At 71.1% G+C, this 26,197-nt stretch carries 25 protein-coding genes and 1 pseudogene; 15 read left to right on the top strand and 11 right to left on the bottom strand.

The window, feature by feature from the left end; all coding sequences use genetic code 11:
* The 6 genes from O2L01_RS08940 to O2L01_RS08915 all read right to left on the bottom strand — a co-directional run bounded on the left by O2L01_RS08940 (nucleotide 1) and on the right by O2L01_RS08915 (nucleotide 7,342).
* On the bottom strand, nucleotides 1-729 hold the full coding sequence (locus O2L01_RS08940; RefSeq protein ID WP_270121573.1) for an SDR family NAD(P)-dependent oxidoreductase: 729 nt from the start codon (nucleotides 727-729) through the stop codon (nucleotides 1-3).
* 269 nt (nucleotides 730-998) lie between these two features.
* The gene (eccCa, locus tag O2L01_RS08935; protein ID WP_270121572.1) at nucleotides 999-4,964 is read right to left on the bottom strand and encodes a type VII secretion protein EccCa; all 3,966 of its coding nucleotides are present in this window, start codon (nucleotides 4,962-4,964) and stop codon (nucleotides 999-1,001) included.
* 1 nt (nucleotide 4,965) lies between these two features.
* Nucleotides 4,966-6,297, bottom strand: coding sequence for a type VII secretion integral membrane protein EccD (gene eccD / locus O2L01_RS08930; protein ID WP_270121571.1), 1,332 nt, complete (start codon nucleotides 6,295-6,297; stop codon nucleotides 4,966-4,968).
* Nucleotides 6,298-6,326: 29 nt separating this feature from the next.
* A complete protein-coding gene (locus O2L01_RS08925) occupies nucleotides 6,327-6,677 on the bottom strand; it encodes a hypothetical protein (RefSeq protein WP_270121570.1) in 351 nt (116 codons plus the stop codon).
* Nucleotides 6,674-6,976 (bottom strand): WXG100 family type VII secretion target, encoded by a 303-nt coding sequence (locus tag O2L01_RS08920; RefSeq protein ID WP_270121569.1) that lies wholly within the window; start codon nucleotides 6,974-6,976, stop codon nucleotides 6,674-6,676. Before O2L01_RS08920 ends, O2L01_RS08925 begins: the two co-directional genes overlap by 4 nt.
* Nucleotides 6,977-6,991: 15 nt before the next feature.
* A complete protein-coding gene (locus O2L01_RS08915) occupies nucleotides 6,992-7,342 on the bottom strand; it encodes a hypothetical protein (RefSeq protein ID WP_270121568.1) in 351 nt (116 codons plus the stop codon).
* A 251-nt stretch (nucleotides 7,343-7,593) separates the two neighbouring features.
* Between O2L01_RS08915 and O2L01_RS08910 the strand changes: the two genes are divergently transcribed.
* The 8 genes from O2L01_RS08910 (at nucleotide 7,594) to O2L01_RS08875 (ending at nucleotide 15,868) form a co-directional block, all read left to right on the top strand.
* Nucleotides 7,594-7,926, top strand: coding sequence for a hypothetical protein (locus O2L01_RS08910; RefSeq protein WP_270121567.1), 333 nt, complete (start codon nucleotides 7,594-7,596; stop codon nucleotides 7,924-7,926).
* 16 nt (nucleotides 7,927-7,942) lie between these two features.
* Nucleotides 7,943-10,546 carry a TPR repeat domain-containing protein gene (locus O2L01_RS08905; RefSeq protein ID WP_270121566.1) on the top strand — a complete coding sequence of 868 codons (2,604 nt, stop codon included), beginning with the start codon at nucleotides 7,943-7,945 and terminating at the stop codon, nucleotides 10,544-10,546.
* 68 nt (nucleotides 10,547-10,614) lie between these two features.
* Nucleotides 10,615-11,310 carry an RICIN domain-containing protein gene (locus O2L01_RS08900; protein ID WP_270121565.1) on the top strand — a complete coding sequence of 232 codons (696 nt, stop codon included), beginning with the start codon at nucleotides 10,615-10,617 and terminating at the stop codon, nucleotides 11,308-11,310.
* A 33-nt stretch (nucleotides 11,311-11,343) separates the two neighbouring features.
* The gene (locus tag O2L01_RS08895; protein ID WP_270121564.1) at nucleotides 11,344-12,186 is read left to right on the top strand and encodes an RICIN domain-containing protein; all 843 of its coding nucleotides are present in this window, start codon (nucleotides 11,344-11,346) and stop codon (nucleotides 12,184-12,186) included.
* A 117-nt stretch (nucleotides 12,187-12,303) separates the two neighbouring features.
* Entirely contained in the window at nucleotides 12,304-13,212 is a 909-nt protein-coding gene (locus tag O2L01_RS08890) for an ABC transporter ATP-binding protein (RefSeq protein ID WP_270121563.1), read from the top strand.
* Between the two features lie 19 nt (nucleotides 13,213-13,231).
* Nucleotides 13,232-13,966: an ABC transporter permease gene (locus O2L01_RS08885; protein ID WP_270121562.1), complete on the top strand. Its 735-nt coding sequence runs from the start codon at nucleotides 13,232-13,234 to the stop codon at nucleotides 13,964-13,966.
* Between the two features lie 5 nt (nucleotides 13,967-13,971).
* Nucleotides 13,972-15,231, top strand: a complete 1,260-nt coding sequence (locus tag O2L01_RS08880) for a sensor histidine kinase (protein ID WP_270121561.1) — start codon at nucleotides 13,972-13,974, stop codon at nucleotides 15,229-15,231.
* Nucleotides 15,221-15,868: a response regulator gene (locus O2L01_RS08875; protein WP_270121560.1), complete on the top strand. Its 648-nt coding sequence runs from the start codon at nucleotides 15,221-15,223 to the stop codon at nucleotides 15,866-15,868. Before O2L01_RS08880 ends, O2L01_RS08875 begins: the two co-directional genes overlap by 11 nt.
* On the opposite strand, the gene O2L01_RS08870 is transcribed toward O2L01_RS08875, so the two are convergent.
* Nucleotides 15,865-16,350, bottom strand: coding sequence for a cupin domain-containing protein (locus O2L01_RS08870; protein WP_270121559.1), 486 nt, complete (start codon nucleotides 16,348-16,350; stop codon nucleotides 15,865-15,867). The two genes, O2L01_RS08875 and O2L01_RS08870, sit on opposite strands and share 4 nt — an antisense overlap.
* A gap of 96 nt (nucleotides 16,351-16,446) precedes the next feature.
* On the opposite strand from O2L01_RS08870, the gene O2L01_RS08865 reads away from it, so the two are divergent.
* Nucleotides 16,447-17,175: a carbon-nitrogen hydrolase family protein gene (locus O2L01_RS08865; protein WP_270121558.1), complete on the top strand. Its 729-nt coding sequence runs from the start codon at nucleotides 16,447-16,449 to the stop codon at nucleotides 17,173-17,175.
* A gap of 9 nt (nucleotides 17,176-17,184) precedes the next feature.
* Here O2L01_RS08865 and O2L01_RS08860 read toward each other — a convergent pair whose 3' ends face one another.
* On the bottom strand, nucleotides 17,185-17,556 hold the full coding sequence (locus tag O2L01_RS08860) for a winged helix-turn-helix transcriptional regulator (RefSeq protein ID WP_270121557.1): 372 nt from the start codon (nucleotides 17,554-17,556) through the stop codon (nucleotides 17,185-17,187).
* A 107-nt stretch (nucleotides 17,557-17,663) separates the two neighbouring features.
* Here O2L01_RS08860 and O2L01_RS08855 point away from each other — a divergent pair, with 107 nt between their 5' ends.
* The gene (locus O2L01_RS08855; RefSeq protein WP_270121556.1) at nucleotides 17,664-18,482 is read left to right on the top strand and encodes an SDR family oxidoreductase; all 819 of its coding nucleotides are present in this window, start codon (nucleotides 17,664-17,666) and stop codon (nucleotides 18,480-18,482) included.
* Nucleotides 18,483-18,675: 193 nt separating this feature from the next.
* On the opposite strand, the gene O2L01_RS08850 is transcribed toward O2L01_RS08855, so the two are convergent.
* Nucleotides 18,676-19,536 carry an alpha/beta fold hydrolase gene (locus O2L01_RS08850; RefSeq protein WP_270121555.1) on the bottom strand — a complete coding sequence of 287 codons (861 nt, stop codon included), beginning with the start codon at nucleotides 19,534-19,536 and terminating at the stop codon, nucleotides 18,676-18,678.
* A gap of 81 nt (nucleotides 19,537-19,617) precedes the next feature.
* Here O2L01_RS08850 and O2L01_RS08845 point away from each other — a divergent pair, with 81 nt between their 5' ends.
* Nucleotides 19,618-20,199 carry a TetR family transcriptional regulator gene (locus O2L01_RS08845; RefSeq protein ID WP_270121554.1) on the top strand — a complete coding sequence of 194 codons (582 nt, stop codon included), beginning with the start codon at nucleotides 19,618-19,620 and terminating at the stop codon, nucleotides 20,197-20,199.
* A gap of 62 nt (nucleotides 20,200-20,261) precedes the next feature.
* Here O2L01_RS08845 and O2L01_RS08840 read toward each other — a convergent pair whose 3' ends face one another.
* Nucleotides 20,262-21,071, bottom strand: coding sequence for an MBL fold metallo-hydrolase (locus tag O2L01_RS08840; RefSeq protein WP_270121553.1), 810 nt, complete (start codon nucleotides 21,069-21,071; stop codon nucleotides 20,262-20,264).
* Between the two features lie 27 nt (nucleotides 21,072-21,098).
* On the opposite strand from O2L01_RS08840, the gene O2L01_RS08835 reads away from it, so the two are divergent.
* The 3 genes from O2L01_RS08835 to O2L01_RS08825 all read left to right on the top strand — a co-directional run bounded on the left by O2L01_RS08835 (nucleotide 21,099) and on the right by O2L01_RS08825 (nucleotide 23,792).
* The gene (locus O2L01_RS08835) at nucleotides 21,099-21,497 is read left to right on the top strand and encodes a MerR family transcriptional regulator (RefSeq protein ID WP_270121552.1); all 399 of its coding nucleotides are present in this window, start codon (nucleotides 21,099-21,101) and stop codon (nucleotides 21,495-21,497) included.
* A gap of 161 nt (nucleotides 21,498-21,658) precedes the next feature.
* Nucleotides 21,659-22,846 (top strand): NAD(P)/FAD-dependent oxidoreductase, encoded by a 1,188-nt coding sequence (locus O2L01_RS08830; protein WP_270121551.1) that lies wholly within the window; start codon nucleotides 21,659-21,661, stop codon nucleotides 22,844-22,846.
* A 10-nt stretch (nucleotides 22,847-22,856) separates the two neighbouring features.
* On the top strand, nucleotides 22,857-23,792 hold the full coding sequence (locus tag O2L01_RS08825; protein ID WP_270121550.1) for a sigma-70 family RNA polymerase sigma factor: 936 nt from the start codon (nucleotides 22,857-22,859) through the stop codon (nucleotides 23,790-23,792).
* A gap of 956 nt (nucleotides 23,793-24,748) precedes the next feature.
* On the opposite strand, the gene O2L01_RS08820 is transcribed toward O2L01_RS08825, so the two are convergent.
* Nucleotides 24,749-25,648: an aminoglycoside phosphotransferase family protein gene (locus tag O2L01_RS08820; protein ID WP_270121549.1), complete on the bottom strand. Its 900-nt coding sequence runs from the start codon at nucleotides 25,646-25,648 to the stop codon at nucleotides 24,749-24,751.
* A 116-nt stretch (nucleotides 25,649-25,764) separates the two neighbouring features.
* Between O2L01_RS08820 and O2L01_RS08815 the strand changes: the two are divergent.
* A pseudogene (locus O2L01_RS08815) lies at nucleotides 25,765-26,197 on the top strand (CPBP family intramembrane glutamate endopeptidase); the annotation flags it as partial.

Genomic DNA, 26,197 nt, shown 5'->3' with positions numbered 1-26,197 from the left:
CTAGCGCCCGGCCAGCGCGCCGCCGTTGGACTGGATGATCTGCGCCGTCACGTGTCCGGCTGCGGGGGCGGCGAGCCAGTGCGACAGTTCGGCGATGTCCGCGGGCGTGCCCGCACGGCCGTTCAAGGTCTGGCCGATGAGGGTCGAGCGGCGGGTCTCGGTCATGCGGTCGCCGAAGAACTCGGTGTCCTCGATGTAGCCGGGGGCGATCACGTTGGCGGTGATCCGCTTGGGGCCCAACTCGGTCGCGAGGTCGATCGCGTAGGGGTGAAGTGCGGCCTTCGAGGCGGCATAGGAGCCGTTGCCGGAGCCGCGGTAGGCCGCGACGGAGCTGTAGAGGAGGACGCGGCCGTCGTCGTTGAGCTGGGGTTTGAGCGCTTCGACGAGGTGGACGGCGGTCATGACGTTGAGGCGCAGGTTCTCGGTCCAGGCCTGGGACACGGCGGCGAGGCCGTCGCCGGAGCGGAGGGTGTTGCCGCCGGCGCAGGCGGCGATAACGTCGACCGAGCCGTGCCGGTCGGCAGTGAAGGACGCGAGGCGTTCGGCGCCTTCGACGGTGGCGAGGTCGGCGGCCACATAGGAGGCGTTGGCGCCGAGTTCGGCTGCCGCTGAGGCCAGGACGTCTTCGCGGCGGCCGACCAGAATCACGTTGTCGTCCTTGGCGAAGCGCGCGGCGACCGCGAGTCCGATGCCGGTTCCGCCTCCGCTGACCACCACTGTGCGACTCATGCCGGTCTTCTCCTTAAGTCGGGTCCGCGCCGACTCTAGCGCGGAAGGGGAAGACGGCGCGGCCCTGGCGCAGCGCCGGGCAGGGGCCGGATCGTACGAAGATGGTCGAGCGGCCCCATTCGCACCGGTCAAGCAGCTCCGCATCGGGTTCGAGGTTCGTCGTCACCGCGGCCGAACACATGCCCGAACCGCACGGCCGCGCGCTCGCCTGACTTGCGCACCAGCACATCCGCCCACACCGATCCGGCCGCCGGTCCGCCCGACGATGCTCACTCCGGGCGGGCGATCTGGATGAGGTCGGGGTTCTGGCCTCTTCGGGCGAGCAGGGCGCGGCCGGGCGGGAGTTGGCGGCTGGCGGTGCCGTTGATCAGGCGGCCTTCGAGGCGGTCGCCGGAGAAGAGCAGGCCGGGGCTGGACATGTCGCAGATCTGGCGCAGGAGCGGTTCGTAGACGGCGCGGCTCGCGCCGCCCGTGCGGCGGGCGATGATGAGGTGGAGGCCGAGGTCGGCGCCGTGGGCGGCCAGCTCCGTCAAGGGCGCCAAGGGGTTTCCGCTGTTGGTGACGACGAGGTCGTAGTCGTCGACGACCACGAAGACCTCGGGGCCGGTCCACCAGTCGCGCTCGCGGAGCTGCCGGGGCGTGACCTCCGGTCCGGGGAGGCGCTTCTTCAGGGCCTCGGCGAGCTCGGCGGCGTTCTGGGCCGCGTGCGCGGCGGTGTTGCAGTAGGTGATGAGGCTGTCCTCGGGGACCTCCTCGAGGTGCGACCGGCGGTAGTCGACGAGGAAGATGCCGGCCTCGGTGGCAGGGCGGCGCACGATCTGGCGCATGATGCCGCGCAGGAGCGTGGTCTTGCCGGTCTGCGTGTCGCCGAAGACGACCAGGTGCGGGTCGGCGGTGAAGTCGATGACGGCCGGGCCGAGGTCGCTCTCCGCGATGCCGACGACCGGCGCGAGCGCATAGGGGTCGCCGGTCGGGGCGGTCCCGGGCGGAAGGAGTTCCCGCAGGGCGACGTCGACCGGGAGGGCTTTGACGGCGGCGACGCCGGGGCCGGGCCAGCGGCGGCGGGTCTCGCGGGCGAGGTCCGCGAAGCCGTCCGCGAGGTCCTGTGTGGAGTCGAGGTCGTCGATGCGGGGCAGGGCGATGTGGCCGAAGCGCTTGTCGGCGGTGAGGACGCGGCCCGGGACTTCCTTCGGGAGCTCTTCGATGAGCTTGCGGTCGATGCCGGAGTCGAAGGCGTCCGCGAGGCGCAGTTCGATGCGGCCGGAGAACGACGCGGCGAGGCGGGCGCGCACCTGCGTGGAGTTCACGGCGGTGAGCACCGTGTGGACGCCGAGCGCGGGTCCGCGCGAGGCGATCTCCATGAGCAGGTCGTTGGCGTCTTCGTTGGCTTCGGTGAGGCCACCCCAGCCGTCGATGGCGAGCACGATGTCGCCCGGCACGTCGACACCGCCTTCGGTCGCGGCGCGTCGCAGACCGGCCGCCGAGTCGATGCCTTTGCGGCGCATCAGGGTCTCGCGGGCGTCGAGGAGCGAGCGGACCTCGGCGAGGGTGCGGGCCACGAGTTCGGGTTCGGCCCGGCCGGCAGCGACGGCGACGTGCGGGAGCCGGGTGAGGCCGCCGAGCGCGCCGCCGCCGTAGTCGATCGCGAAGGCGGCCAGGGCGTTCGGCGGGTAGCGGAGGGCGAGGCTCGCGATGAGGGTGCGCAGGAGCGTGGACTTGCCGGTGCCGGGCGCGCCGAGTACGACGAGGTTGGCGTCGGCCCCCGAGAGGTCCCATTCGAGCGGGCCCTGACGCTGCTCGCGCGGGTGGTCGAGGAGTCCGAGCACCGCTTTGACCGTGCCGTCGAGGGGTGCCGGATCCATGTCGATGCGGTTGAGCGGCAGCGCCTCCGGGAGCGGCGGGAGCCACACGGGGCGGACGCGGTCGATGCCCTCGGTCGCCGTCGCGGCCGCGAGGGAGGCGACGAGGACGCGCAGGACGCTGTGCTCGGCGTCCGGCAGCTCCCCCGTGCCGCGCGCGGCCGCCCTGCCCGCCAGAGTGTCGAGCATGTTCACCACCGGCGGGACGGGCCACGGGAGCACGGGAAGGGTGTGCTCGGATTCCTCGCGCGGCGGCGTGTACCGGCCGGAGACCATGGCGGCCTTGAACCTCGTGAAGATCGTGGTGTCCACTTTGAGGTATCCGGAGCCGGGCTCGGGCGGGAGGCGGTAGGCGTCGGGCACGCCGATCGCCTCGCGGCTCTCGGCTTCGGAGAAGGTGCGCAGGCCGATTCGGTACGACAGGTGCGATTCGAGGCCGCGCAGGTGCGCCGACTCGAGCCGCTGCGTGGCGAGCAGCAGGTGCACGCCGATGGAGCGGCCGATGCGGCCGACCGCGACGAACAGGTCCGAGAAGTCGGGCTTGGCGGTGAGCAGTTCGGAGAACTCGTCGATGATGACGAGCAGGTGCGGCAGCGGCTCGAGGTCCGGATGCTGTTGCCGCAGTTTGGCGTAGGCGTGCACGTTCGGGAGGTTCCCGGCGTCCTTGAGGAGCTGCTGGCGGCGGCTCATCTCGCCGTACAGGGCTTCGGCGAACCGGTCGACGAGCCCGAGGTCGTCTGCGAGGTTCGTGATCGCGCCCGCGTTGTGCGGCAGGTCGTCGCAGTCGGCGAACGTGGCGCCGCCCTTGAAGTCCACAGTGAGCAGTGCGAGCCGTTCGGGCGGGTGACGCACCGCGAGCGCGGCGACGAGGGTGCGCAGGGCCTCGGACTTGCCGGAGCCGGTGGCGCCCACGATGAGGCCGTGCGGGCCCATGCCGCCGAGCGCGGACTCCTTGAGGTCCAGTTCGACCGGGCGGCCGTCCGCGTCGACGGCGAACGGGACGCGCAGCAGCGCCGACTCCTCGCGCGGGGCCCAGGTGCGCTTCCAGTCCACTTCGGCCGGATCGGCGACACCGAGGATGTCCGCGAGTCCGTGCACGCCAGAGAGCGCGCGCGAGACGTCGTCGAGCGCGAGCCGCCACGGGCTCAAGGCCCGCGCGATCGCGGCCAGGTCGGCCGGGTCGAGCCGATCGGGCCGTCCGGTCGCGGTGGTCTCGGCGACGCCGCCGTCGCTGCGCTCCACGCGGGTGACCGAGACGGTGTCGGCGTCCACTTTGATGCGCGCGGCAGTGTGCTCGGGTTCCTGGCGCTGCTCGGCCACGAGGGTCCAGATGTGGACGCCGAGGAGTTGCGGGGCCTCATAGTCCGCCAAGAGGCCGGGCAGGGAGACCTGGTGTTCGCCGTCGACGATGACGAGCAGGCGGCGCGAGCCGGGACCGGGCGGGCCGCCGCGGCGGCGGCGCAGTTCGGCGGCGCGGACGGCGAGGTCGTCGCTGAGGAGTTCGCCGAGTTCGGCCGTGGTCGCACAGATGAGAGGAACGGGCGCTTCGCTGTCCGCGGGGTCGGCGAGGAGGTGCGGCAGCCACGAGAGTTTCGTCCACTCGGGAGCGACCGTGGGGTGGGCGACGATCGCGACGCGCAGGTCCTCCGGGGCGACGAGGACCGCGAGCTGGGCCAGCATCGCCTGGGCGGTCGCGCGGGCGTGCGCGTACCCGCCGACGATGGCGGTGTCGCCGACCTCGCCGAGGTCGAGCGCGAGCGGCTGGTCGGCGAGGCGCGCGTACTGGTCCACCAGCTCTTCGGCGCCCGACTGGCACACCGGGTCGTAGACGGTGAGCGGGTTCTGCTCGTCGATCCGCAGGGAGAGCGAGCGGCTGAGCGGGACCGCCGCGAGTCCGCAACGGACCGTGAGAAGGTCGGCGTCCGTGCCGCGCCGCTCCCACCGGCGGCCCGGGTCGCAGGCGAGGCCCAGGAGGAGGCCGGGGTGCGGGTGGCGGCGGGCCGCGTGGTCGCGCTGCGCCTTCACGGCCTCGCGGATCGCGTGCCGGGCGTCCTCCAGGTAGTCGAGGTAGCGCTCGCGCTCCTGCCGGAGCTTCCGCCTTGGACCCGAACGCATCGCGGCGAACAGCACGATGCCCATGACGACGCTCGCGACGAGCATCAGCAGGCCCGCCGTGGCGTACAGGGGCCGCTGCAGGTTCGACAGGACCATGATCATCGCGCCCGAACCGGACATGAGCGGCATCATGAGCATCGGCGCGCCCATCGCCGCCGAAGGCGGATCGCCCAGGGCCGGAGGCGAAGCGAGCGTGATGGGCTCGTGGGAGACCTCGGGGGCGGGGCGGCGCGCGGGGCGGCGGACGACGTCGGTGCCCATGTCAGATCCCCGCGACCATCGCGTACAGGCCCGCCAGGTGCCCGGCCAGGACGATCATCGCCGCCACCAGGATCGTCTCCGCGACGGCCACGACCCGCCGCCACCACGCGGCCGACACGGCCGAGCGCGACACCGACGCGACGGACACGTACGCGAGCCCGGCCAGCACCGCCAGCGCCGGAAGCCAGGCCTGGAGCGGTGCGGAGTGGTCGATCCATCGCCATGCAGCCCAGGCGAGTGCGGCCATGCCGGTGAGGCGCAGCGGGGCGACGTGCCGGACGAGTTCGAAGATGCGGGAGCGGGTGAGGAGGGCGAGCGCGGCGCCGGTGCCCATGAGCGCGGCCCAGGTGTCGGCGTTCGCGGAGAGGAGCGCGGCGGTCGCGGCGGTGATCGCGGCGAGGCCGGCGACGGCGCCGGTGAGGCGGGCGTCGGTGGCTTCGAGGCGGCGGGCGAGGTGCACGTCGGTGGTGGGTTCGCCGGAGCGGACGTCGCGGTCGAGGGCGAAGAGCCCGGCGGAGGCCATGGCGAGGCGGGGCACGAGGGCGAGCGCGAACAGTCCGATGAGGATGATGAGGGTCTGGGAGCGGACGGCGGTGAGTCCCATGTGGGCCCAGAGCGCCCATGCGAAGGCGGCCAAGGCGAGTGCGCAGGCGATGCCGACGGCGTAGGCGGTGGCGAGGCGAGCGCCGGCACGGGCGGCGACGATGAGGACGAGGGCGGCGAGGCCGGCGCCGATGAGGCGCGTGGCGGGGTGGGCGCCGCCGTCGGGGGCGAGGACGTCGACCGCGGTGTAGCCGACGCGGCCGGCCCAGAGGGCGCCGCCGGTGAGGGCGAGGTGGGTCATGAGGTCGTGCTGGCGGGCCGACCACCAGGCCATGAGGACGGCGAGGAGGCCGACGAGGCCGCCGGTGAGGAGGATCGCGGCGTCCGCGCCGGGGCTGAACGCGGCGGCGGCGACGAGGAGGCCGGCGGTGCCGATGGCGAGGAGGCGGCCAGTGCCGGGGTCCCAGCGCGCGCCGGAGGCGTCGATCGCGTCCTCGACGGCGTCGCGGACGTCTTCGACGGTGTCGGGGAGGGCGGTGGCGGTGGCGTCGCGGAGGAGGAGCACGCCGCCGTCGGCGACGGGATGGGCCGCGAGGGTGTCGGCGGGCGCGAAGGTGGAGCCGTCGATGGTGGACAGTGCCCAGCCGGTGCCGTCCTCGTCGGGTTCCTCGGGTCCGGTGTGCCGCAGGAGCTGCGGAAGGAGTTCGGCGACGGGCAGGTCGTCGGGGAGCGCGAGGTCGCGGGTGGCGCGGGGGCCGACGACGGTGACGGTGCTGTATCGACCGGGCAAGGCGGGCCCATTTCTAGAGGCGGTGGAGTCTAGGGGCGGTGGATCTGGACGGCGGCGGGCGGCGCGCTCAAGGCGGCGCGTTCGGCTTCTTCTTCGGCTTCGCGCTGTTGCTGCTTCTCGAAGGCGTTGGCGACGGCGAAGGCGGCCACGACGAGGGCGACGGCGATGGCGCCGATGAGGGCGGCGGGCCACAGGGGCTGGCGCTGGCGCCAGCTCCGCGCGGAGCCGTAGAGGACGGCGGCGCGGAGCTGGCGGCGGCGCAGGGCGGCGGCCTGGAGGACGTAGCGTTCGCTCTGTCCGGTGCGCCGCATGGCCATCGGGGCGAGGTCGGTGCCGGGTTCGGCGGGCCTCGCCGGGGTGTCGGGGTGGGTCGAGGTCACCCGCCCCACCGGGAGTTGATGCGGGTCATGGCGCTCGACCAGTTGGTGGCGGAGTCCTCGGTGGCGGTGGCGAGCTTGTTGAAGGCGGCCTGGATCTCGGTGAACTCGCCTTCGGAGGTGGTGTTGAAGGTGCCGAAGCCGTCGGTGCCGGCGCCGACCCACTGCCCTTGGACAGTGGCGACGTGGCTCTTGATCTCGCCGAGGATGGCCTCGAAGCGACCGCGGTAGGTGTGCTGGACGCCGGCGAGGTCCTGCAGGTTGCCGACGTTGCCGTAGAGCTCGAATCCTGAACCGGGCATGTTGGAGTGTCCCTTCTAGATCTGGATCGTGATCGGCTTGATGCCGGGCAGGTTGCCTTCGGCGCCGGTGTAGCCGCCGACGTTCTGGTCGTCGGTGGTGAAGCCGTCGTCGCTGGTGGCGCCCTGCGCGAGGGCGCTGAGGCCGTACTTGCCGGCCATGTCGTTGTAGGACTCGATGAACGCGGCCTTGGCCCGCTGGAAAGCGGCGAGCGACTCGCCCTGCTGGGCGTCGACGTCGGCCTCCATCTCGGCGATGAGGGACTGCAGGTCGCCGGTGAGGCTCTCGACCGAGATGCCGTGGTTGTTGGCGCTGGTGGTGAGGGCGTTGGCGGTGGTGAGCCCGAATTCCGTTCCGATTCCGGCCATGGGGTGCCTCCTAAGGAGTGTTGGACGGCCCGTGCGCAGGGGAGCGTATCGGTTCATGTTGACACGGTGGTGAAGCGAAAGTAAAGGGCGGAAGGAACCACTCAGGACTCGCCGGTGCCGCCGCGCAACAGCAAGATCATTTCGCCACTTCCGTTGCGCCGCAATGAAGACAGTTCACTCGATGTTATTCCAATCCTCACCGGGTTTCGGTACGCTGACGCCAATCCGAGTCCGCACCCCCTGGAGGACCGATGGATGAGTTCGGCACCAACCCCAATCCCGCGAGCGCTTCGGGCGCCGAGACGATGACGCTCGCCGAGAGCTACCGGACGCTCCGCTCCGATCTCATGGGATCGGTCGGCCGCTGCGTCGGCGCCGCCGGCGAGCCCGAGGTGACCGCCGGGTACGAGCAGTTCGGCGAGACCTGGGCGACCGACCTCAACGCCACTGCGGCGCACGGCGAGAGCGTCGGCGGCACCACGGTCCTCTCCGTCTCCGACGGCGTCTCGACGGACGGCGAGAACGCCGGCACCGTCGACATCCCCGCCCCCCGCCCCTCCCCCGCGGGCATCTCCGCGAACTGACAGAGGACGGCCAGCCATGGCGACCATTCCGACAGCGGGCAGCTTCGACCCGCCCGACACCAAGGCCGACGAAGGCGCGCTCGCCGAGGAGTCCGGCTACATCCAGGCCCACGGCGGCCGCATCATCGGCCGCGGCACCGAGGTCGTCGCCCAGATGCGCACCTCCGCCGTCGAGTTCAGCGAGCTCGTGGCCGCTCCGCTCGCCCGCGAGGGCGGCAAGTTCGAGAACGCGGCCCACACCGCGATGCAGGGCGCCGTCTACGGCTCCATGGTCACGAACCAGTGGGCCACATGGGTGACCGAGTTCAAGGCCGCGCGCCTCGCCCTCATCGCCGAATGGGAAGCGGCCGTTGGCGACAGCTTCGGCATCCGCGAGTCCGAAGTGGGCGGCGGCACGCCGAACCTCACGCCGGCCGAACGCACCGAGGCCACCGCCGAGGCGACCGGGTACGCCGGGCAGCTCAAGCTCGCCGAGATGAACGCGAAGGCCAACGCCCTCTACGAGAAGTTCAAAGGCCAGGCCGCGGACATCGGCGGGATGCTCAAGGGCGGCCCCACCCCGGAGAACCTGCGGGCCCTCGCGGCCGGCGGCGTCGGGACCTGGATGGGCTTCAACGTCTTCGGGCTCGACATGGCGCTCCCGGTCACCGGCCAGGACGGGCAGGACCTCGTCGACGCCCTCAACGCCGCGCTCAAGAGCGGCGAACCGCTCTCCCCCGAACTGCGCGAGCAGCTCGAGACCCTGTTCATGGTCGCCCAGCGCGCCGGGAACCTCCAGGACCTCGACGACGCCGACCTCACCGCCGGGGAACTCGGCTTCCTGCAGGTCCTCTATGGAGCTCTCGACACCACCGACGGCGGCGAGCCCGGGCGGCTGTACGACATCGCCGGGCTCATCGCGGACTCGGGATTCTCCAAGGACGACCAGCAGTTCGCGCTCGCCGCGCTCGGCGGCGGCCTGATCGCCCTGTCGAACCCGGCCGTCGGCGGCGGCACGAACCGGCTGCCCGACCCGCTGCGGAAGATCGTCGATCTCTACGCGGGCCGCGAGGAGTTCGGGCGCCACCCGAAGACGCTCATCGAGATGCTCACCGGCATCGCGCCGATGCTCGACGCGACGGGCCGGAAGGTCACCGTCAACGGCGAGCAGGTCGACCTCGGCGGCCTCAAGGCGGGACGCGAGTTCTCGACCGCGCTCGTGTACTCGGTGGCGGACATCGTGGACACCTCGAAGTGGGGCCCGAAGCTGCACCCGACGGAGATGTACAAGCTCGACGACGTCATCGGCGGGGTCATGGAGGTCGCGACGCGCGACCGCGAGCTCAACGCCGATCTCCTGACGGGCCAGGTGAAGCACCCGGTCTACGGCGACGACAGCGTCGAGCACCTGCTGCGCGGCGTGTTCGGCCGCAACTGGGAGGACGACGGCAAGGCCGCCGCCAAGCTCATCGACTGGATCCCGGGCGCGCTCAACGGCGCCGACCCGTTCCTCCAGCGCGACGCCGCCGAATCCTATGCGTCCGTGATGAACACGATGACCAGCGGCGACGTCAACGGGGCCTGGAAGGAGTCGGCGTTCGACTTCTTCACGGACGGCTACGGGAAGATGAACGGCTTCGACAACGCCCCGATCGGCATGGCGAACCCGCACATCGCGAAGGCGCTCGCGAGCTCCACCATCCCGTTCCTCGACTACTTCGCCGACCCCGAGGCCAAGATCGAGGTCGACGGGGAGATGGTCGAGCGGGACACCGCCGTCAACTGGGCGATCGACCCTGCCGACCGCGGCGCGTACTTCAACATGACCGACCGGGCCCGCATGTTCGAACTCGTCATGGGCTCGAAGGACGCCGCGAACACCCTCGGCGAGGCCGTGTACGCCAAGATCTACCTCGACGGCTACAACATGCCGGGCTGGCGGGACGACGACGGGCACGCCGACTTCGGCCTCCCCGGAGGCAACGACGGCGAAGGCGCCCAAGGCTATGCGCGGCGCACCGGCCGGCTCCTCGGCTTCCTGCAGGCCGGGTACGACGCCGTCCACGCCGACGGCGTCGAGGACGCCGCGGGCGTCACGGCCTCCAACAAGCAGGAGTCGGCGTGGATGCGCGCCGGCGCCGCCATCGCCAAGGAGATCGTGACCACCGTCCCGGGCCTCAAGCCGGGCAAGGCCGGCTGGGACGTCCTCGTCAAGGAGGCGTTCGAGGTCGGCAAGTGGGGCCCGAACGTCACCGAGTCCCAAGGCTGGGCGTTCGGCGGGGTCGACGCCCCCGGGAAGGGCGACGGGCCGATGACGCTGGAGCGCATCGACGTCATGGTCGGCTACAACGTCGTCGACGGCCTCACCAGCGACCCCGACTCCGGGCGCACGGTCAAAGAGCTGGCGGAGCTCAGCCCGAACCTGGTCGTCGAGGACCCCAGGACCGGCGACCTCCGGCTGAAGACCCCCGACGAGATCGAGAAGGGCGACGACCCGCTCAACGGCCCGAGGTACGACCTCGACGACGCGCTGAAGGCCTACCGCGCGTTCCTGGGGCCGGGCAACACGACCCGGTACAACGAGTACACCTCGGAGCTCGACGACATGTCCGAGGAGTACCGCGAGCGGTACGCCCGATGACGACCCGGGCGGGGCCGCACGGCCCCGCCCGAACGCATTGCCCCCGAGCCACGAGAGAACCCTCCACTGTGACCCAGACTGACCCGCGCCAGCAGCGCGACCTGCCCGACCGCATCCAGCACGGCCTCGAAGGCCTGCGCGACCGCATCGGCGCGAACCGGGCCGTCGCCGCGACGGCCGCCGTCGTCGCGGTCGTGCTCCTCGTCGCGATCGTCGCGGCCGTCGTCGCCTCGAGCAACGGCGACGACCAGGCCGCCTCCGGCGATGCCGAGACCTCTTCGGCCGCAAGCGAAGGGGACCCGGCGCCGACGCTGCCCGCGGACGGCGCGTACCTCGCGCGCCAGGAGGCCACGGGGCTGTGCGTCACGAACGGGCCCGAGCCGGGCAACCCCGGGCGCAGCGTCATGGTCCTGGGCGACTGCGCCGCAACCTATCCGGCGAGCCTCGCGTTCGCGTCCGAAGGCGCGGGCGTGTACACCGTCGGCCTCGACTTCACCGAGGACGACTGGCAGGCCTGCTGGGGCGCCGACGAACCGGCAGACGACGCCGGGTACCTGACCGCCGGGCAGGACTGCGCCGACTCGGACCTCCAGCGGTTCCAGCTCACCGGGGCCGGGGCGGACTCCTACACGTTCGCCGTCGTCGCCTCCGGACTCTGCCTGGGGCTGTTGGAAGGCGCGGCCGTCGAAGCCGGCGCTGCCCTCGCGACCGCGCCGTGCGACCCCGACGACCCGAACCAGCGGTTCGCGCTGCTGGTCCCCTGACCCGACCCTCACCCCTCCTCAAAGGAACGACCGGTGGCACCACGCGACCCGCGCGACCCGCACACCCCCCGGCACTCCGCCGGGGCCGACCTGCCCGCGCGACTCCGCGAGACCTGGGACAAGGCCCGGCTGCGCCTCGGCACCGGCCAGGCCATGGCCGGCGTCGCGGCGGTCGTCGCGCTCGTCCTGACGATCGCCGTCGTCGCCGCCGTGATGACCGCCGGCGGCGGCGAGGACGAACCGGAGCCCGCCGCGGCCACCGAGCCCGCGGCGACCTCCATGGCCGCGACCTCCACGCCGTCCGCCTCGCCGAGCCCGAGTCCCAGTGCGAGCCCGTCGGAGTCGCCGAGCGCCGAACCGTCCGAAGCGGACGATGACGAGCCGGCGCAGGACGCCGCGACCGAGTCCGAAGCGCCGCCGCCCGCGCCCGCGTATCCGGCCGACGGCTGGTACCAGGTGAAGCAGGAGGCCAGCGGCCTGTGCCTGAGCACCGGGCCCGAGCCGGGCAATGAGGGCCGCACCGTCGTCGTGCTCGCCGGGTGCGGCTCCGCGAACCCGTCCACGATCCAGGTCGTGGCCTGGGACGAGGGCGTGTACGTGTTCAACCTGCACTTCGCCGACTGGAGTGCCTGCATGGGCGCCGACGCCCCCGCCGACCGGGAGGGGTACCTCATGGCCGCCTACGGGTGCGAGTTCACCGAGACCCAGTTCTGGGAGCTCGAACCGCAGGGCGGCGGGGTCTACACGATCGCCACCAGCGCTTCCGGACTGTGCGTCGGGATGCTCGCCGGGCGCTCCGCCAGTTCGGGCGAGCCGACCGCGACCGACTCCTGCGACGCGGGCGACGCGACCCAGCGGTTCACCTTGTCCTCCTGAGTGAGGCGATCAACCGATCGGTTGACCGCGCGGATCAGCCGGTGCCTCAGACGCGCGTCCGATGCCGCCGCGCGCCGTTCTTGCGAGTGTTGACGTACACGAAGCAAGGAGGCCGACATGGCGATCATCGAAGTGCGGGACCTGGTCAAGGATTACGGCAGTATGCGTGCCGTGGACGGGATCTCGTTCGAAGTCGAGGAAGGCGAGATCTTCGGGATCCTCGGCCCCAACGGCGCCGGTAAGACGACCACTGTGGAATGCATCGAGGGGCTGCGGTCCCGCGACGGCGGCAGCGTGCGCGTGATGGGGCTCGACCCCGAGCGCGACGGCCCGGAGCTCAAGCAGGTCCTCGGCATCCAGTTGCAGGAGAGCCGCCTGCCCGACCGCATCCGCGTCGGCGAGGCCCTGGACCTGTACGCGTCGTTCTACCGCTCGCCCGCGAACACCGATCGGTTGATCGAGAAGCTCGGCCTGGAAAGGAAACGCAAGACGCCGTTCGGGAAGCTCTCGGGCGGGCAGCAGCAGCGCCTGTCGATCGCGCTCGCGCTCGTCGGCAACCCGCGCGTGGCCGTGCTCGACGAGCTGACGACCGGCCTCGACCCGCAGGCGCGGCGCGACACGTGGGACCTCATCGAGCAGGTCCGCAACTCCGGGGTGACGATCATCCTGGTCACGCACTTCATGGACGAGGCCGAGCGGCTCTGCGACCGGATCGCGGTGGTGGACACCGGGAAGATCGTCGCGCTCGACACCCCCGCCGGGCTCACCGCGCGGGTGAGCGAGGAGCAGCGGGTGCGGTTCCGGCCCTCCGCCGCGTTCGCGGACGCGCTCCTGCTCGACCTCCCCGAGGTCGCGCGCGTCGAGCGCAGCGGCCCGCACGTGGTCGTCACCGGCGACGGGAACGTCCTCCAGGCCGTCGCCTCGGTCCTGGCGCGCAACCAGATCGTGGCCGCGGAACTGCGCGTCGAGCAGGTCAGCCTCGACGACGCGTTCGTGGCCCTCACCGGCAAGTCCCTCGAACACTAAGCACCCCAAGGAGACCCTGATGCCCGCACTCGGCAAGCTCGTCCAGATCGAAGCCCGCCTGTTCCTGCGCGACCCCATGTCGTTCACGATCGGCCTGCTCCTCCCCTCTGTCATCCTCCTCGGACTCGGCGCGATCCCGGCGCTGCGCGAACCCTCCCCGGACATGGGCGGGCAGCGCTTCATCGACTACTTCGCGCCCTCCGCGCTCGTCATGGCCGTGGCCGTCGTCGGCCTCACCAACCTCCCGGCCGTCCTTGCCACGTACCGCGAACGCGGCGTCCTGCGCCGCATGCGCACCACCCCGGTCCACCCCGCGAAACTCCTGCTCGCGCAGATGATCGTGAACCTCGCGGCCGCGCTCGCCTCCGCGGTCCTCGTCGTCGTCTCCGGGAAGCTCGTCTTCGACGTGCCGATGCCCCAGCGCCCCATCGGCTTCGCGATCGCGTTCGTGCTCGGGATCTCTTCGGTCTTCGCGATCGGTATGCTGGTGGCGGCCGTCGCGCCGACCTCGCGAGCCGCCTCCGGGCTCACCACGGTCCTGTTCATGTCCGTGATGTTCTTCGGCGGCGTGTACCTCCCCCGGTTCATGCTGCCGGACGCGATCGCCCGCGTCGGCGACTACGTGCCGCCGGGCGTGCAGTCGCTGCTCGACGCCTGGACCGGCACGGCCCCCGCCGCGGCCCCCCTGGCCGTCATGGCCGCCACCGCGATCGCCGCCGGGACGCTCGCGGCCCGGATCTTCAAGTGGGAGTAGCAGTCATGGAGCCGGTGACGCCTGAGGAGCTGTCCGAGCGGCACTCCAGGATCGAGTCGACGTACCACCGGCTCCTCGACTGGCTGCCCTACGTGACGCTCGGGCTCAGCGCGGCGCTGAGCATCCTCGTCACGCGGCGGCCGTGGGACTACCAGCTCGTCACGCTGGGCCTCGCGGCCGCCGCGGCCGCGTGGGTGTACTGCGCGTACACCCGGATCCCGGCGAAGACCGAAGCGTCCGGGACCCGGCTCGCGGTGCACCTGTTCGTGATGCTCGCGTTCGGCGCGGCGCTGATGAGCCGGGACATGCTGTTCTTCATCTTCGTGGTCACCGGGTTCTTCCACGCGGGGTACATGAAGACGATGCCGGGGCTGGTCGCCGGCATCGGCGCGACCTCCCTCGTGGTCAACTCGAGCGTGATCGAATTCGGTGATCCGCAGGCCGAGGCCGTCATCGTCTACATGGTCATCTTCCTGGTCCAGACCTCCGCGATCAGCTCCGGATTCCTGCTCAACGAGCGGCTGGTGCAACTGCGGCAGCAGCGCGAGGAGGCCCTGCTCTCGCGGGAGGCCGCACTGCAGGAGAACGCCGGACTCCACATGCAGTTGCTCACGCAGGCAAGGGAAGCGGGCGTCCTCGACGAACGCCAGCGCATGGCGCGGGACATCCACGACACCGTCGCGCAGGGCCTGGCGGGGATCATCGCGCAGCTCCACGCCGCCGACGGCACGGACGACGAGGCGCAGCGCCGCCGCCATCTCGACAGCGCCGCGGACCTCGCCCGCGAGAGCCTGGCCGAGGCCCGCCGCACCGTGCAGGCCATCGGCCCGCCGACCCTCGACGCCGCGCAGCTCCCCGAAGCGCTCGCGGAGGTCTCGGCGAAGTGGTCGCGGGCGCACGACGTGCCGGTCGAGCTCGTCACGACCGGGGACGCGAAGCCGATGCACCCGGAGGTCGAGGTGACGCTCCTGCGCGTCACCCAGGAGGCGCTCACCAACGCCGCCAAGCACAGCGGGGCCGCGAGAGTGGGCATTACGCTCTCCTACATGGAGGACCAGTTGGCGCTCGACGTGCGCGACGACGGCGTCGGTTTTGAACCGGCGAAGGCGAAGGCCGCCAAGGGGAGCGGGTACGGCATCGCGGCGATGCGGCAGCGCGTGGGCCGCCTCGCCGGGAGCTTCTCGGTCGAGTCCGAGCCGGGGGCCGGGACCGTGGTCTCGGCGATCGTCCCGGCCGTGCCGCAGGCGGTGGCCGATGCCGCCTGAACCGATCCGGGTGCTCATCGTCGACGACCACCCCGTGGTGCGCGACGGCCTGCACGGCATGTTCGCGCGCGTCGCGGACATCGAGGTCGTGGGCGAGGCCGCCGACGGCCGGGAGGCCGTCGACCGGGCGCTCGCCCTCGCGCCGGACGTGGTGCTCATGGACCTGCGGATGCCCGGCACCGATGGGGTGAGCGCGATCCGGGAGCTGGCCGCGCGCGGCGCGGCCGCGAAAGTGCTGGTGCTGACCACGTACGACACGGACTCGGACGTGCTGCCCGCGATCGAGGCGGGCGCGAGCGGCTACCTGCTCAAGGACGCCTCGCCCGCGGAACTGCAGCGCGCCATCAGGACCGCGCACGAGGGCGGCACGGTCCTGGCCCCTTCGGTGGCGTCGCTGCTGATGGACCGGGTGCGCCGGCCCGCGCCGAGCACCGGCCCGCTCAGCGAGCGGGAGCTGGAGGTGCTGGCGCTGATCGCGAAGGGCCGCAACAACAGGGAGGCCGCCGCGGAGCTGTTCATCAGCGAGGCCACGGTCAAGACCCATCTCATGCACGTCTACGCGAAGCTCGAGGTGAACGACCGGGCGGCCGCCGTGGCCGCCGGGTACGAGCGCGGCCTGCTGCAGCCGAGGCGCTAGGCCTCTTCGACCCAGTAGTTGTCGTGCTCGAGGAAGAACGCGGCGCGCTCCTCCTCGGTCATCTCGCCGATGGTCGCGAGCCCTTCGAAGTAGGGCTCGCGCGGCGCGCCCGGGGTGAAGAGCAGCAGCATCGAGGCGGGCTCGTCGGTGTCGTTGCGGAAGCCGTGCAGGCCGCCCTGCGGGACGTACACGAAGTCGCCCTTGCTCATCGGGGCCCACTCATTGCCGTTGTAGATCGTGACGGTGCCTTCGAGGATGTAGAAGGACTCCGAGATCGTCTTGTGGAAGTGCGCGCCCGGGCCGCCCTTCTTGGGGCCCATGTTCCAGCGGTAGAGGCCGAACTCGCCGCCCGTCGCGGCGCCTTTCGCGAGGTAGTCGGCGTGGCCGTTCGCGAAGAGGATGTCGGCGGGAGCGTCGCCGCGGCGCACGACGGCGCTGGTCTCACCGGTGTCGCCGAAGTACTTCGGTTCGGGGTATGACATGCGAGGAGGCCTCTCTGGTCGCGGGGTCGTAACGGTGACTGGAGCGTACTGCCGCTGCAGGTGCGCGCATCGGGGAGCCCCGGCTACGCTCGGGCCATGAGCGATCGCCCCGCGCCCCTGACCGTCGCCGCCGCCCAGCCCGAGCTGCGCCCCGGCGACCTCGCCTTCAACGCCCGCGCGCACGCCGAGGCGATCCGCGCGGCGGGCGCGCGGCTCGTGGTGTTCCCGGAACTGTCGCTCTCCTCGTACGCGATGGCGGCTCCCAGTGTGGCCCTTGACGATCCGGAGCTGGACCAGATCGTGGCGGCGTGCGCCGAGACCGGTTCGGTCGCGCTGGCGGGCGCGCCGATCAAGGAAGGCGACGCCGAGTACATCGCGACGCTGCGGATCGACGGCCAAGGGGTCGCGGTCGCCTATCGGAAGATGCACCCCGACGAGGAGGAAGGCCGCCGCTTCCAGGCGGCGACGGACCCTGTCGTCCTGGAACTGGACGGCTGGCGGCTCGGCCTGGCGATCTGCCGGGACACCATGATGTTCGAGCACGCCCCGGCGACTGCCGAGTTCGCGAAGCGCTCGGGCCTGGGCGGTATCGACGCGTACATCGCCGGCGCGCTCTACACGCCGCAGGGACTTCCCAAGCGCGACAAGCGGATGCCGCAGCTCGCTCGCGGCTACGGGATCTGGGTGGTGCAGGCCTGCGCCGCGGGCCCGGGCAGCGACCTCCCGGCCGCGGGCAACTCGGCGATCTGGTCCCCGGACGGCGCGGTGGCGGCACGCGCCGACGAAGAGCCCGGCCGGATCGTCAAGGCCGAACTGCGCTTCTAGTCTGCGCGGCTAGGCGTCGGCTTTGCCGCGGGCGTCCATGATGGTGTCCGCGTTGCCGCGGATCCAGTCGAACATGCCGCCGAGGCGCTGAGCGGTGCCTTCACCGAGTTCGGTAAGGCCGTAGGTGACCTGGGGCGGGACGGTGGGTTCGACGTGCCGCCAGACGAGGCCGTCCGCGACGAGGTGCTTGAGGGTCTGGGAGAGCATCTTCTCGCTCACGCCGTCGATCCGCTCGCGCAGCTCGAAGAACCGCAGCTCGCCGTCGTTGAGCGCGAGCAGCACCCAGATGCCCCAGCGGCTCGTGATGTGGTCGAGGACCTGCACGGCCGGGCACTGGCGGTGAAACACCTCACTCGGGCCGGTCGCGCCGGGCCAGGCCACCTGATTTCCTACCAACACGACATGAGCTTACTTCGAAGTGCGTTCTTCCGGAACCGCCGCGAGGCTCCTAGCTTTGGTTTCAACACAGACACAAGGAGAAACCAAGCATGATCACCGTCACCGGAGCCACCGGAAACGTCGGCCGCCCGCTCGTCGAACTGCTCGTCGCCGCCGGCGAGAAGGTCACCGCCGTGTCCCGCAACGCCGCCGAGTTCCCCGCTGGCGTCACCCACGTCCAGGCCGACCTGGCCGAACCCGCGACCCTGAAGCCCGCCTTCGAAGGCGCGGAGGCGCTCTTCGTGCTCACCGCAGGCGATTTCATCGTGAACGGCGACATGGACGCCGTCATGGAGGCCGCGCGGGCGAGCGGGATCCGCAAGGTCGTGCTGCTCTCGTCCCAAGGGGTCGGCACCGGACGCCACAACCCGAACCTCGAAGAGGCCGTGCGACGCTCCGGTCTGGAATGGACGATGCTGCGCCCGGGCAACTTCGCCTCCAACGCGTACGGCTGGGCCGAATCGGTCCGCACCCGGCGGGTAGTGGAAGCGCCGTTCGGCGACACCGCCCTTCCGGCGGTCGACCCGGCCGACATCGCCGCCGTCGCAGCTGCGGCACTGCTCGAACCCGGCCACGCCGGCGAGGTCTACACCCTGACCGGACCGGCCGCGATCGCCCCAAGGCAGCAGGCCGCCGCGATCGCCGACGCCATCGGCGGACCGGTCGCCTTCACGGAGCTGACCCGCGAAGAGGCGCGGACCCGGATGCTCGGCTTCATGCCCGAGCGGGTCGTGGAGGCCACGCTCCAAGTGCTGGGCGAGCCCTCCCCCGCCGAGCAGGCGCCGAGCCCGGACATCGAGCGCGTCCTCGGCCGCCCCGCCGCGCCGTTCGCGGACTGGGCGAAGCGCAACGCGCCCGCGTTCCGCTAGGTACCGCTCGCGAACGGCCACAACTCGACGGGGCCTCCAGTCACAGCGGTGCCATCGCTCGCAGTGGAGGGGAACCCGGCGGCTGCACGCCGCAGGTTCCCCTCCGCCGCAGTCGCATCGAGAGGAGCACCCGTCTGCCGGCATGGCGGGCTCATCGGCGCGGCGGTCAGGCACTCCCGTATCGCTGCGCCACTCACCCGCGACTCGCACTCGGTCCGAAGAAGTCGCGCAGGATCGCGCCGACGCGAGCGGGGCTGCCATCGTCGGTCGGTCCATCGTGGCCCATCCGGGCGAGAGTGACCCGTTCGGCATGGGGCAGTGTGGTTTCGAGGGCGTCGAGGGCGGTACGGAGGTAGTCGGGGCTCTTCGAACCGCCCATGAGCAGCACCGGAGCGTCGACCTTGGCGTATTCGGCGGCAGTCTCGGCCGTCTCGCGCACGATCTGGATGTCGTAATGGAGGGTCGGAATGAGGTCGTCGACGGCCACGTCGTCGACGCCGGCTCCGCCCTGCGCACGCAGGGCCAGCGGGATCAGCACGCCCAGCACCGAGCGTGGGATTCGGGCGAGGGAGGGTTCGACGCGCAGCCCTTTGAGGGCGGTGATCATGGCCGCTCCGCGCTTGCCGGCGGCGATCTCGCGCTCGTAGCGGTTGGTCCAGCCCAGCGGGGTGGAGCCGCCCGACGACAGCGGCGGCTCGTACAGGGCCACCCGGGTCAGGCCGGGCAGGTGCAGCGCGGCGCGCAGTGCGACGAGCGCTCCCGAACTGAGTCCGAAGATCCGGGCGGCCCCGGTGGTCGCGGCGAGCGCTGCAACGTCCTCGGTCTCGCGCTCGACGCCGAAGCGCTCGCCGTGCGGCCCGCTCAAGCCCCGGCCGCGCCGGTCGGGGACGCAGACGGTGAAGGTGTCGGCGAGGATTTCGGCGAGGGTCATCATGTGCTGGGCGGCCAGCATGCCGCCGTGCAGGAGGATGACCGCCGGCCCCTCGCCGATCTCCCGGTAGCCGATGACGGTGCCGTCCGCCGATTCGACGGTGCCCTTGCGGTATCCGTGCATGGTCGCACTCCCAATCCCGAGGTGAACTTTGTTCACGTGAACTTAGTTTACACTCGAGGGAGATCACGAAAGGGGACTCGCATGGCCCGACGCGACGAGGTCTTGGACGCGGCGCTGGAGCTGCTCGACGAGGTCGGCCTCGACGCTCTCACCGTCCGGCGGCTGGCGGCGAAGCTCGGTGTGCAGCCCGGCGCGCTCTACCGGCACTATCCCAGCAAGGCCGCGCTGCTCGACTCGATGGTCGATCGCATCGCGGCCGGTGTCCCCGAAGCCGAGGCCGGCCTTGCCTGGGACGTGCATGCCCGCTGGATCGCCCGCGCGGTGCGCGCGGCGATGCTCGCCCGGCGCGACGGCGCCCGACTCATCGCCACCTTCGACCGGCCCGGCCCCGCCGGCGTGGCGAGCTGGCGCGGGTTCACCGGCGCTCTGGCCGTTGCGGGTCTGCCGCCTGAGGCCGCAGCCGCCGCGGCCGACACCGTCTTCGCCTACGTCAACGGCTTCACCATCGAAGAGCAGGCCCGGCTCGACCAACGGGCCCGAGCCGACCGCGACGCCCAGTTCGAAGCGGGACTGGCGATCATCGTCGGCGGCATCAAAGCCGTGCTCGAAGATCCGGCTACCGCGACCGGCACGCGAGCGGGACCCGGGCGGCCACGATCCTAGACACAGCGACGCCCGCGACCGAAACGTTCCGCCGAACCCTCCCGGGCGGCGACCTGGCCAGGTCAGCCACAGGATGGCGTATCCCCTGCTCGCGGATAGGTCCACCGCTGCCCTGGCGGCAACAGGACCACGTCGAGGTCGCGGGCGCGCTCGGCCGCCAGCGCCTTGGCCTGTCCCGCCGATCCATGGCGTCGGAAGATCAGCGACATCGGGTCGGCGGCGTGGGCGTCGTGGATGGCGATCAGCGCCCGGGCTCCCAGCACGGTCGCACCGTCCACTGCCTCTTTGTGGCCCATGACGAACGGCGTGCCGATCGCCGGGCCCAGGCCGTTGGTCGGCAGCAGGGCCACGTCCACCGGCGGGTTGGCGACGCGGTAGTCGCGCAGCAGGTCGACCTCGCGGATCTCGCCTCCGAAATAGACCCGGATGCCCTGGGCCGAGATGACATACGCGTTGTGCCGCCATCGCAGCATTCGCCCGGCCGGAACGGCCTCGATGCGCGGTCCGGCACCCGGGTTTCGGACCGCGCCCCATGGCAGGCGTTCGGCCAGCCGGTAGCCGAGCGCACGGGCCTGGCGGGCCATGCTTGCAGTGGCGACGTAGACCGGGGTGGTCGCCTTGTGCCGGTAGCGGCGTAGGGCGCGCAGGTCCCAGTGGTTCGGGGCGAAGTTGGTGGCGACGATCGCGGCCAGGGCCGGGAGGTCGTCGACCGTCATGCCCAGCGGCTCACCGCGGCGCAGGTACCAGCGTTCGGTGAGCCACGGGTCGGTGAGCACCGAGCGGCCGTCGAGTTCGATCAGCGTGCAGGCGTTGGCGATCCGGGTGATCGACAGTGCGGCGGAGGAGGTCGGGTCGGGGTTGCGTGTGTTCATGCGGCCAGCATCCTGCTTAATGTATGGATGAAGTCAAGCGCGGATTTCTCGATAGGCGAGGTCGCCGAGCGTTTCGGATTGGCGACGCATGTGCTGCGGCACTGGGAACAGGCTGGACTGCTCGTCGCGGATCGCGATGCGTTCGACCGCCGCCGGTACCGGGAGGAACACTTGTCTCAGGTGGCGCTGATCCTCTTGGGCAAGGAGGCGGGCTTCACGCTTGGGCAACTGCGGCGGCTGTTGTCGACCAGCAGCCCCATGGACGAGCCTGAACTGCTGCGCGAACATGCCCGTGACCTCGAACGGCGCATCGTTCAGGCCCAGGCGGCCAAGGAGCTGATCGAGCATGCCTTGTCCTGCCCGCTCGACTTCCACGAATGCGAGCACGCGCAACAACGCATCGCCGCGCGAATTCCGGCACGCTGACCACGGCGAGGACGACATCGGGTGATCCGGCCGCCGGCATCGGCGCCGCTCCTGGCTGAGGCCCGCTCAGCGGCCGTGACGCAAGCCACCTCCCGCCCCTGTCATGGATTCCGGCGCTGCCCCGTTCAAAGGGCGTCAACGAACCAGACAGGAGCGAGCCAATGCAGCACCGCATCATCGTCCTCGGCGCAGGCTACGCCGGGACCTTCGCCGCCGGATATCTCGCGCGCCACCTCGACCGCGACGACTTCGCGATCACGATCGTCAACGCCGAACCCGACTTCGTCGAGCGCTTCCGCCTCCACCAGGTCGCCACCGGGCAGACGCTCAAGCACCGGCCGCTCGCGAAGATCTTCGCCGGCACCGGCGTCCGCGTCGAACTCGCCCGCGTGACCGCCGTCGACGCCGACCGGCGGACCGTCGCCGTCACCGACGGCACTCGCACCGACCAGCTCGAGTACGACACGCTCGTGTACGCCCTCGGCAGCACCGTCGCCGACCACGGCGTGCCCGGCGTAGGCGAGCACGCCTTCCACATCGCCTCCCGGCCCGCGGCCCTGCGCCTGCGCGACCGGCTCGAAGCCATGGGCGGCAACGGCACCGTGCTCGTCGTCGGCGGCAACCTGACCGCCATCGAAGGCGCCACCGAGATCGCCGAAACCAACCCGAGCCTGAAGATCGTGCTCGCCACCAGCGGCGAACTCGGCGGCTGGCTCGGCCCCAAGGCCCGCCGCCACCTGCTGCGGACCTTCGACCGGTTCGGCATCGCGATCCACGAGCACGCGCCGATCGACCGTGTAGCAGCAGACGGAGCGTTCACCGCACAGGGCGAGTTCCTGGCCGCCGACGCCACCGTGTGGACCGCCGGGTTCGCCGTGCACCCGATCGCCGCCGCCAGCGGCCTCGCCGTCGAGGCGAACGGCCAGATCACCGTTGACCGCCAGATGCGCTCGGTCTCCCACCCGGGCGTCTACGCCGCCGGGGACGCCGTGTTCGTCATCGGCGAGAACGGGCAGCCGCTCCCGATGTCCTGCGCCTCGGCCGGGTTCACCGGCCAGCAGGCGACCGCCGCGATCATCGGCGACCTCACCGGCCGCGCGGTCAAGCGCACCGGACTCATCTACGTGGGCAACCACATCAGCCTCGGACGAAAGGACGCGATCCTGCAGGTCGTCGGCGGCGACGTGCGGACGAAGGGCGCGATGTGCGGCCGTACCGCCGCCGGGTTCAAGGACGGCATCCTCAAGACTGCGACCTGGGGCGTCGCCAACCCGACCTGGGGCCTGCCCTCGCGCAGGCACGGACTGGCCACCCCCGCCACGCGCGCCGCCGAGGCGGTGCCCGCTTAGAGTGGCGCTCATGGACACCGCCAACGTGGAGCGCTTCGAGGCCGGCCGGGCCCGGTTGGCCTCGTTGGCGTACCGCCTACTCGGTTCGGCCGCCGACGCCGAGGACGTCGTGCAGGACGCGTTCCTGCGCTGGCAGGCCGCCGACCGCGACCGCATCGAGGTGCCCGAAGCATGGTTGACCAAAGTGGTCACCAACCTGGCCCTCGACCGGCTCCGATCGGCGCAGGCGCGGCGCGAGCGCGCGGTCGGCGATTGGCTGCCGGAGCCGCTACTCGACGGCGACCCGATGCTCGGCCCCGCCGAGACCTTCGAGCAGCGCGAATCGGTGAGCATCGCGGTGCTCATGCTCCTGGAACGCCTCTCACCGACCGAGCGGGCCGTCTACATCCTCCGCGAGGCGTTCGCTTACAGCCACAGCGAGATCGCGGGGATCCTCGACATCACCGAGTCCGCGAGTCAGCAGCACGCGCTCCGAGCCCGGCGACACGTCACCGTCGGGCGCAACGCCGCGCACGTCGACCGCGAGGCCGCCCGCCGCATCGTGGAAGCCTTTGTGGACGCAGCGGCTTCAGGCGAGACGGAGCGCCTGGTGGCCTTGCTGACCGATGACGCGACAGCCGTGTCCGACGGCGCGGGGTTCATGGGCAGATTCTGGCTCGAATCGGCCCCCGCGCGCATCGCCGCCATCATTCGGGTGGGGTTCAAGCCGACCCCGGCCAAGCGGAAGTTCGCGGGCGGCAGCCCCTCGATCCACGCCGGGATCGTCAACGGCGCCCCGGCGATGATCGCCGTGCTCGGGGACAGTGTGGCCGGCATTCTGGTCCTGGACCCCAGCGGCGACAAGATCGCCACCCTCCACAGCATCGCCGACCGGGCCCGGCTCGGCCGCGTCACGGAGCAGTGGCGCCGCGGCGAACACCGCGACCCGATCATCGCATCCTGGTAAGCCATATCGGAAACCCTCCTTTCCCAGTCTCTGCGGCTCCGCGATCAGTGCAGCCTGCGGTGTCGTTTCACCGCCGGGCGCAGACCTGTTGCCCTGTCCACGCAGTCTCTCGACCCGCCGTGTGCCGCCCGTGGAGGAATTCCCTCTGATGGGCACGGCAGCTACAGGACTGCGGTCGTGGTCTCCCGCGCATCATGAGTCCATGGGCGGGGTCGTAGTTCCCCGGGCCATAAGTCCATGAGCGGGGTCGTGGTCTCCCGCGCGCCATGAGTCCATGGGCGGGGTCGAGCTTCCCGGAGGTCACCCTAGTGAACCGGCCAGGATGGTGCTTCCCGCGCGCATCACGGTCACGCGAGCACGCGACTGGTGTTGCCGTGCACGCAGGTGATGGGTAGGCCGGGTCCTCTATTGCCCGGCCGGCATCACCGTTCATGCTGGCGGTCTTACAAGCGTGCCTCGTTCAGAGCACTGCCGCGGCCGAGGTGATCCCGACCAACGATCTCCCACCCAGCACGCCCCCGATACGGGCCGTGGTCCGCTGTGGAACCCGATAGCACTGGGACTGAAACCACCGCTTCGTCAAGGCGCTGATCTCGGAAACTCGTCCGGTTTGGGTTTCGGCCAGAGGCTTGGCGTAGTCTGCTTGCACCTACTCGCCACCTGTACGTTTTCCGTATCCCTGTGCGTACATCAATCATCCCTCGCACCACACCCCACTGTCATCACCCACAGGGCGAGAAGACATTCATGTTCGGCCCGACCCACCTGCGCCCCAAGGGAAAAGACACCTCAAGAGCATCGTCCGCCGCCCCCATCAGACCCGCCACCCCGAATCGAACCCCGCCCCGAATCCACCTCTTCGTCGCTGCCCGCCTTGAGCGCAAGCAATCCGCGGCCGCAAAGTCCGCGACGCCCCAGGAGACCGAGCCGCATTGCCGCCACGAAAGGCATTGCCGCTACGCGAGCAAGCGCGCCAACGTCGCCTCGCCCGCCGCCTTCCAGGTCACCTTGCCGCCGGCCCAGCCCTGCTCCCCCGCGTAGCCGACCTGCAGCAAGCCAAACGCCCGCATCAGCGCCCACCCTCGAGCCCGCAGCACGGTCGACTCATCGGCGTCGGGATAAGCATCAAGGCACAACTCAGCCGCGCCCTCAGGAAGCAGCATCCAAGCGGCGCACAGATCGGCCGCCGGGTCGCCCGCGCACAGCTCACCGAAGTCGATGACACCTGTCAAGACACCCTCAGCCCCAACCGCATTCGCCGGATGCAAGTCACCGTGAATCCACACAGGACCACGCTTCCATGAATCTGCAGCAAGCGCGTCGGCCCAGATCTCGCGCATCGCCGCGGCGTTCCCCGCCGTCGACCAAGCCTCGATCCCCCGCTCCACATCAGCCGCATGATCGGGCAGCGGCAGGCTCCGGTGCGGGTTGATCGGCGCGTCCGCGGGCGCCTCCTCGTGCAGGGCCGCAAGGAAACCCGCCAGCGCCGCCGCCGATTCGGGCCCGCGTTCGAGCGGCCTGCGGTCGATCGGTTCGCCTGCGACCCAAGTGGTCACGAGCCAGGTCGCGGGGAACGCCGCAGTCGGCGCACCGAACCTGACCGGTGCAGATACAGGAAGCGGCAGCCGCGCCGCGATGTCCGGCAGCCACCGGTACTCCTGGTCGAGCAGGTCCGGCCCGCGCGGTGTGCGCGGGATGCGGACGGCCAGGTCGTCGCCGAGCCGCCACATCTTGTTGTCCCAACCACCCTCGACCTCCCGAAGAGGCAGCCCAGCCAGATCGGGATGCCGCTCGCGCAGCATCGCCCGCACGAAGGCTTCGTCAATCTCGATGTCGCTCAACTGCAAGTCGGTCATCCAGGCAACCTACACGCGGGAGGTAAACCCCCTGCAAAGCGCGCTGTCATGCGCCGCCGTAGCCGCGACAGCGGCGTGACAGGCCCGTGTCAGTTCGCGGGGCGAAGCTCTACGACATGCAGAACACGCAGTCGCTCACCGCCAATGCGGAAGCCCCCCAGACCAAGGGATTCGTCGCGAAGCTCCTCGCCGACCGGCACTCGATCCCGCTGTCCATCGCCCTCCACCTCGTCCCCGGCGCGCTCATCGTCGCCGCCTACGCCTGGATCGGCGCCCCGATCAGCCACGCCGTCGGCGCGCCGATCTTCGCCGCCTGGGCCATCGCGCTCATGATCGTGCTGTTCCCGCTGCTCTTCGGCCTGTTCTGGCTGGGCAAGAAGCAGACCGGCCGCTACACGCTGCGCGGCGGCGTGGTCCACTACCGCGACAAGCCGTTCTCGCGGGGCAAGATCACGCTGATCGGCATCGGCTTCCTGCTGTACATGGCGATCGTGTCGCTCTCCCTTGCGCCGCTTGACGCTTGGACGTACGACACCTTCTTCACCTGGG

Origin of the sequence: Glycomyces lechevalierae, from assembly GCF_027622945.1 — a bacterium.
Taxonomy (GTDB): Bacteria; Actinomycetota; Actinomycetes; order Mycobacteriales; family Micromonosporaceae; genus Glycomyces; species Glycomyces rutgersensis.
Note: the sequence above shows the minus strand (reverse complement) of the source record. Positions and strands in the feature narration are given on the sequence as shown.

Bases quoted from the DNA above. Each gene is read 5' to 3' on its own strand.
- O2L01_RS08890 (WP_270121563.1), top strand. From the start codon at position 12,304: ATGGCGATCATCGAAGTGCGGGACCTGGTCAAGGATTACGGCAGTATG.
- O2L01_RS08910 (WP_270121567.1), top strand. From the start codon at position 7,594: ATGGATGAGTTCGGCACCAACCCCAATCCCGCGAGCGCTTCGGGCGCC.
- O2L01_RS08875 (WP_270121560.1), top strand. From the start codon at position 15,221: ATGCCGCCTGAACCGATCCGGGTGCTCATCGTCGACGACCACCCCGTG.
- O2L01_RS08865 (WP_270121558.1), top strand. From the start codon at position 16,447: ATGAGCGATCGCCCCGCGCCCCTGACCGTCGCCGCCGCCCAGCCCGAG.
- O2L01_RS08830 (WP_270121551.1), top strand. From the start codon at position 21,659: ATGCAGCACCGCATCATCGTCCTCGGCGCAGGCTACGCCGGGACCTTC.
- O2L01_RS08840 (WP_270121553.1), bottom strand. From the start codon at position 21,071: ATGAACACACGCAACCCCGACCCGACCTCCTCCGCCGCACTGTCGATC.
- O2L01_RS08850 (WP_270121555.1), bottom strand. From the start codon at position 19,536: ATGCACGGATACCGCAAGGGCACCGTCGAATCGGCGGACGGCACCGTC.
- O2L01_RS08920 (WP_270121569.1), bottom strand. From the start codon at position 6,976: ATGCCCGGTTCAGGATTCGAGCTCTACGGCAACGTCGGCAACCTGCAG.
- O2L01_RS08845 (WP_270121554.1), top strand. From the start codon at position 19,618: ATGGCCCGACGCGACGAGGTCTTGGACGCGGCGCTGGAGCTGCTCGAC.
- O2L01_RS08870 (WP_270121559.1), bottom strand. From the start codon at position 16,350: ATGTCATACCCCGAACCGAAGTACTTCGGCGACACCGGTGAGACCAGC.
- O2L01_RS08855 (WP_270121556.1), top strand. From the start codon at position 17,664: ATGATCACCGTCACCGGAGCCACCGGAAACGTCGGCCGCCCGCTCGTC.
- eccCa (WP_270121572.1), bottom strand. From the start codon at position 4,964: ATGGGCACCGACGTCGTCCGCCGCCCCGCGCGCCGCCCCGCCCCCGAG.
- O2L01_RS08915 (WP_270121568.1), bottom strand. From the start codon at position 7,342: ATGGCCGGAATCGGAACGGAATTCGGGCTCACCACCGCCAACGCCCTC.
- O2L01_RS08825 (WP_270121550.1), top strand. From the start codon at position 22,857: ATGGACACCGCCAACGTGGAGCGCTTCGAGGCCGGCCGGGCCCGGTTG.
- O2L01_RS08885 (WP_270121562.1), top strand. From the start codon at position 13,232: ATGCCCGCACTCGGCAAGCTCGTCCAGATCGAAGCCCGCCTGTTCCTG.
- O2L01_RS08835 (WP_270121552.1), top strand. From the start codon at position 21,099: ATGAAGTCAAGCGCGGATTTCTCGATAGGCGAGGTCGCCGAGCGTTTC.
- O2L01_RS08880 (WP_270121561.1), top strand. From the start codon at position 13,972: ATGGAGCCGGTGACGCCTGAGGAGCTGTCCGAGCGGCACTCCAGGATC.
- O2L01_RS08905 (WP_270121566.1), top strand. From the start codon at position 7,943: ATGGCGACCATTCCGACAGCGGGCAGCTTCGACCCGCCCGACACCAAG.
- O2L01_RS08820 (WP_270121549.1), bottom strand. From the start codon at position 25,648: ATGACCGACTTGCAGTTGAGCGACATCGAGATTGACGAAGCCTTCGTG.
- O2L01_RS08940 (WP_270121573.1), bottom strand. From the start codon at position 729: ATGAGTCGCACAGTGGTGGTCAGCGGAGGCGGAACCGGCATCGGACTC.